The sequence below is a fragment of the Streptomyces poriferorum genome (genome assembly GCF_019399235.1).
GTDB lineage: Bacteria > Actinomycetota > Actinomycetes > Streptomycetales > Streptomycetaceae > Streptomyces > Streptomyces poriferorum.
In genome coordinates this window covers 1-5,517 of record NZ_JAELVH010000369.1, presented here as the reverse complement: position 1 = coordinate 5,517, position 5,517 = coordinate 1, and the positions used below count along the sequence as shown (strand labels likewise).

3 protein-coding genes and 1 tRNA gene are annotated in these 5,517 nt (G+C 69.5%); 1 reads left to right on the top strand and 3 read right to left on the bottom strand.

The window, feature by feature from the left end; genetic code table 11:
• The 3 genes from JGS39_RS42025 to hrpA all read right to left on the bottom strand — a co-directional run.
• Positions 1–533, bottom strand: a 533-nt coding sequence (locus JGS39_RS42025) for a DUF6274 family protein (RefSeq protein WP_372456187.1), incomplete at its 3' end; no start/stop codon positions are given.
• 138 nt (positions 534–671) lie between these two features.
• Positions 672–746: transfer RNA gene (locus tag JGS39_RS35985), tRNA-Asp, on the bottom strand.
• A gap of 115 nt (positions 747–861) precedes the next feature.
• Positions 862–4,782 carry an ATP-dependent RNA helicase HrpA gene (gene hrpA, locus JGS39_RS35980; RefSeq protein ID WP_219573970.1) on the bottom strand — a complete coding sequence of 1,307 codons (3,921 nt, stop codon included), beginning with the start codon at positions 4,780–4,782 and terminating at the stop codon, positions 862–864.
• 269 nt (positions 4,783–5,051) lie between these two features.
• Between hrpA and JGS39_RS35975 the strand changes: the two genes are divergently transcribed.
• Positions 5,052–5,303, top strand: coding sequence for a hypothetical protein (locus tag JGS39_RS35975; RefSeq protein ID WP_308120911.1), 252 nt, complete (start codon positions 5,052–5,054; stop codon positions 5,301–5,303).
• Positions 5,304–5,517 lie beyond the last annotated feature (214 nt).

The following is a 5,517-nucleotide window of genomic DNA, read 5'->3' as shown; positions in this document are numbered from 1 at the left end:
AAAAAAGGTAACGGGGGGGGGCCAGGGGCCGCCAGGGTCACCAGGGTCGACTCGCTCGGTCCGGTGCCCGCCAGAGGCGCCGGGGGCGGCTCGGACGGGCCAGGGCTCGCCAGGGCCGTCGACGTCGCTTCCGCCGCCCCTGAGGCCATCAGGGGGGCCGAGGCCGTTTCCCTCGCCCCTGAGCTCGCCAGGACCGTCGAGGCCGCTTCCGCCGCCCCTGAGGTCACCAGGACCGCCGAGGCCGCGTCCCTCGCCCCTGGGCTCGCCAGGACCGTCGAGGCCGCTTCCGTCGCCCCTGAGGCCGTCAGGGGCTCCATGGCGAGCCTCAGTAACCGTGCGCAGACCGCGCAGTGCCGGGTGAGGTGGCGGTAGCCGGAGGCCGCCGCCAGGTGGGCGCGCAGCAGGGCCCGGATCTCGTGCCGGGGCGTCCTCCTGCGCACCGGCGCCGGGGCGGTGCCCGAGGGCTGTGCCGGGGCCGGCTCGCGGTCTCCGGACCGGTCCGGAGGGAAGTTCTCGCTCGTGGATGCCGCCATCCGCGCCACCTCCCGGTGGATGCGCGCCGCCCCTCCCGGAAGACCAGGGGCAGCCCTTGGTTCTGAGTACTCGTCGGCGGACACCGGAGTCAAGACGCGCGAAAGCCCGGATCCAGAGGATCCGGGCTTTCGTTACTGCGGTCCTGACGGGATTTGAACCCGCGGCCTCCACCTTGACAGGGTGGCGAGCACTCCAAACTGCTCCACAGGACCAGGTTTTCGCTGCTGCCTTGCGGCTGGCTGCGAAGACAGACTGTACAGGAGGTCAGAGGGTGCGGTCGACCTCACTCCTGGTGGCGGAGCCGTTACGCGCCCACCGCCGGGCCCCCTACGGGGCGGCGGCGTCGATCGCCTTCACGATCCGCTTGTCGGAGACGGGGAACGCGGTGCCCAGGGCATGCGCGAAGTAGCTGACCCGCAGCTCCTCGATCATCCAGCGGATGTCCAGGACCTCCTGCGGAACGGGCCTGCCCTGCGGCAGTTGCTCCAGCAGCCAGGCGTACTCGTCCTGCATCTCGTGGACCTTCTCCATGCGCGTGGTGTCGCGCTGGACGTTCGTCGGCATCTGCTGGAGCCGGCGGTCCTCGGCGACCAGGTAGCGCATCAGGTCGGGCAGCCTGCGCAGCCCGGTCAGGGTGACGAACCCGGACGGCACGAGCCGGGCCAGGTGCTCCCGTACGTCCGTGACGTTGTTGATCAGGACCAGGCTGTTGGTGGACTTCAGCCGGCGCTCGCACGCCTGCCAGGCCGCCAGGATCTGCTGGACCTGGCCGATCGTGCGGACGGTCAGGTCCACCAGGTCGGCACGCACCTTGTCGTACAGCTTCCGGAACGACGCCTCGTCCCAGGCCGGACCGCCGTGCGCGGCGATCAGCCGATCGGCGGCCGCCGTCGCGCAGTCGTCGAAGAGGGCCTGGATGGAGCCGTGCGGATTGCGGGACAGGGCGAGCTTCTGCTGGTTGGTGAGCTTGTCCGAGGCGAACTTCGCCGGGTTCACCGGGATGTTCAGCAGGATCAGCTTCCGGGTGCCGCGCCACATCGCCTGCTGCTGCTCGGCCTCCGTGTCGAAGAGCCGTACGGCCACGGTCCCGCCCTGGTCGACCAGGGCGGGGAAGGCCTTGACCGGCTGCCCCGCCCGCCGCGTCTCGAAGACCCGGTCCAGCGTGCCGATCGTCCAGTCCGTGAGCCCCGAACGCTCGATGGACTCCCCTGACGGCCCCGCGGTCGCCGCAGCGGCCTGGGAGAGGGCCTGACGGGCCTTGGGGCGCAGCTGGACCCGCAGCGCCTCCAGGTCCTTGTCCTCGGCGACCTTGCGGCGCCGCTCGTCGACGACCCGGAAGGTGATCTTCAGGTGGTCCGGGACCCGGCTCAGGTCGAAGTCGTCCGCGGTCACCGGGACGCCGACCATCCGCTGGAGCTCACGGGCCAGGGTGAAGGGCAGCGGCTCCTGGAGGGGCACGGCCCGGTCCAGGAACTTGTCCGCGTAGTTCGGCGCCGGGACGTAGTGCCGGCGGATGGGCTTGGGCAGGGAGCGGATCAGCTCGGTGACCACTTCCTCGCGCAGGCCCGGGATCTGCCAGTCGAAGCCCTCGGACGTGACCTGGTTGAGCACCTGGAGCGGGATGTGGACGGTCACGCCGTCGGCGTCCGCGCCGGGCTCGAACTGGTACGTCACCCGGAACTTGAGCTTCCCCTGCCGCCAGGAGTCCGGGTAGTCGTCCTTGGTGACGGCCCCGGCCTTCTCGTTGATGAGCATCGAGCGCTCGAAGTCCAGCGCGTCCGGCTCGTCCTTGCGCTTGTGCTTCCACCACGAGTCGAAGTGCGCGCCCGAGACGACGTGTTCGGGGATCCGCTGGTCGTAGAAGTCGAACAGGGTCTCGTCGTCCACGAGGATGTCGCGGCGCCGGGCGCGGTGCTCCAACTCCTCGACTTCGCCCAGGAGTTTGCGGTTGTCGTGGAAGAACTGGTGGTGCGTGCGCCAGTCGCCCTCGACCAGGGCGTTGCGGATGAAGAGATCCCGCGAGGCCTCCTGGTCGATCCGGCCGAAATTGACCTTGCGCTGGGCGACGATCGGTACGCCGTAGAGCGTGACCCGCTCGTAGGCCATCACCGCCGCCTGGTCCTTCTCCCAGTGCGGCTCGCTGTAGGTGCGCTTCAGCAGGTGCTGGGCCAGCGGTTCGATCCACTCGGGCTCGACCCGGGCGTTGACCCGCGCCCACAGCCGGGAGGTCTCGACCAGCTCGGCCGACATCACGAACCGCGGCTGCTTCTTGAACAGCGCCGACCCCGGGAAGATCGCGAACTTGGCGCTGCGGGCACCCAGGTACTCGTTCTTCTCGGTGTCCTTCAGCCCGATGTGCGAAAGCAGGCCGGCGAGCAGCGAGGTGTGCACCGACTGCTCCGGAGCATCGTCCTCATTGAGTTCGATGCCCATCTGCTTGGCGACCGTACGCAGCTGCGCGTAGATGTCCTGCCATTCGCGGATGCGCAGGAAGTTCAGGTACTCCTGCTTGCACATCCGGCGGAAGCTGGAGGAGCCGCGCTCCTTCTGCTGCTCGCGGATGTAGCGCCACAGGTTCAGGAACGCCAGGAAGTCAGACGTCTCGTCCTTGAACCGGGCGTGGTGCTGGTCGGCCTGCGTCTGTTTATCGGACGGCCGTTCGCGCGGGTCCTGGATGGAGAGCGCGGAGGCGATGACCATGACCTCGCGGACACAGCCGTTCCGATCCGCCTCGATGACCATCCGGGCCAGGCGCGGGTCCACCGGAAGCTGCGAGAGCTTGCGGCCGAGCGGGGTGAGCCGCTTCTTCGGATCCTTCTCCTCCGGATCCAGCGCGCCCAGCTCCTGGAGGAGCTGCACGCCGTCGCGGATGTTGCGGTGGTCCGGCGGGTCGATGAAGGGGAACTTCTCGATCTCGCCGAGACCGGCCGCGGTCATCTGGAGGATGACGGAGGCCAGGTTCGTCCGCAGGATCTCCGGGTCCGTGAACTCCGCACGGGTCAGGAAGTCGTCCTCGGAGTACAGCCGGATGCAGATGCCGTCCGACGTACGGCCGCAGCGGCCCTTGCGCTGGTTGGCGCTGGCCTGCGAGATCCGCTCGATCGGCAGCCGCTGGACCTTGGTGCGGTGGCTGTAGCGGGAGATGCGGGCGTTGCCCGGGTCGATCACGTACTTGATGCCGGGAACGGTCAGCGAGGTCTCGGCGACGTTCGTGGCGAGGACGACCCTGCGTCCGGTGTGGCGCTGGAACACGCGGTGCTGTTCGGCGTGCGACAGGCGTGCGTAGAGAGGGAGCACCTCGGTGTGTCTGAGGTTGCGTTTGCCGAGCGCGTCCGCGGTGTCGCGGATCTCGCGCTCGCCGGAGAGGAAGACCAGGACATCGCCGGGTCCCTCGTTCTGGAGCTCGTCGACGGCGTCGCAGATCGCCGTGATCTGGTCGCGGTCGGAGTCCTCGCTGTCCTCTTCGAGGAGGGGCCGGTAACGCACCTCGACCGGATACGTACGGCCGCTGACCTCGACGATCGGCGCCTCGCCGAAGTGGCGGGCGAAGCGCTCCGGGTCGATGGTCGCCGAGGTGATGACGACCTTCAGGTCCGGGCGCTTGGGCAGCAGCCGGGCCAGATAGCCGAGCAGGAAGTCGATGTTCAGCGACCGCTCGTGGGCCTCGTCGATGATGATCGTGTCGTACGCGAGCAGCTCGCGGTCCGTCTGGATCTCGGCGAGCAGGATGCCGTCCGTCATCAGCTTGACGAAGGTCGCGTCCTGGTTGACCTGGTCGGTGAAGCGGACCTTCCAGCCCACCGCCTCGCCCAGCGGGGTCTTCAGCTCCTCGGCGATCCGCTCGGCCACCGTGCGTGCCGCGATCCGGCGCGGCTGGGTGTGCCCGATCATGCCGCGGACGCCACGGCCCAGCTCCATGCAGATCTTGGGGATCTGGGTGGTCTTGCCGGAGCCGGTCTCACCGGCGACGATCACGACCTGGTGGTCGCGTATCGCCTCCAGGATCTCGTCCTTCTTCTGGCTGACCGGCAGCTGTTCCGGGTACGAGAGAGCAGGCAGCCGCCCGGCCCGCAGCGCGAGCCGCCCGGCTGCCTTCGTGGCCTGGGCCGCGATCTCGTCCAGCACGGCCTGCTGGGCCTCGGGCTTACGAATGCGGCGCGCGCCTTCGAGGCGGCGGCCGAGCCGGTGCGCGTCGCGGAGCGAGAGCTGCCCGAGCTGGGACTGGAGATCGGCAAAGGAAGTAGACATACGGATCCCAGGATCTCACCCGGGCCCGAGGAACGGCGAACCTATTTCCCGCGGTCTCGGTCACCGGACCCGTAAGGCCGGGGACGGAGCGATCACAGCACGTACCATTTTGGACAGTCGATCTTTCTGCCGAGCCCCTGCCGGAAGGCCTGTCCGCCGTGTCCCGTTCGTCGTGGTGCTGCCTGGTGGCGGCCCTCGCTGTCGTCCTGGGGCTGTTCTGCGGGCCGTCGACTGCTTCCGCGTCGGCGCCACCTTCTTCGGGTCCGTCCGTGGCCGTGTCCGCGGGCATCGGGCAGGGGGACGGGCTTCCCGGCTGCGGCAGGAAGGGCAAGCACGACGGCACCGAGCCTGCTGTTCCCGGGCGGGCCCGCGCGGCCCACGACCAGGCGCCGGGCCTCGCCGAATGGGGTCTGCCCGCCGCCACCGTCCCGGTGCCGGTGCGGCGGCTCGTGCCGATGACGCTGCGCGGACCCGACGCGGCCGCGCCGAGCCCGGTGGAACTCTCCGTACTGAGGGTGTAGACGGCTGCCCTCACCCGGCCGTCCCTCTCCTTCCTCTCGCATCACCAGCTCGGAGTTCCGCATGCCCACGTCCATGCCCAAGCCGTCCCCGAAGCCGTCGTCGCCGGGTAAGCCGTCGTCCCGCGAACCGTCGTCCCGTAAGCCCTCGTCCCGTAAGCCCTTGTCCCGGACGGCCGGCAGGAAGCCGCTGATCTACGGCGCCGGGGTCGTCGTC

What these genes read in the sequence shown, in the direction of transcription:
- hrpA (WP_219573970.1), bottom strand. Translation starts at nt 4,782, where the DNA reads ATGTCTACTTCCTTTGCCGATCTCCAGTCCCAGCTCGGGCAGCTCTCG.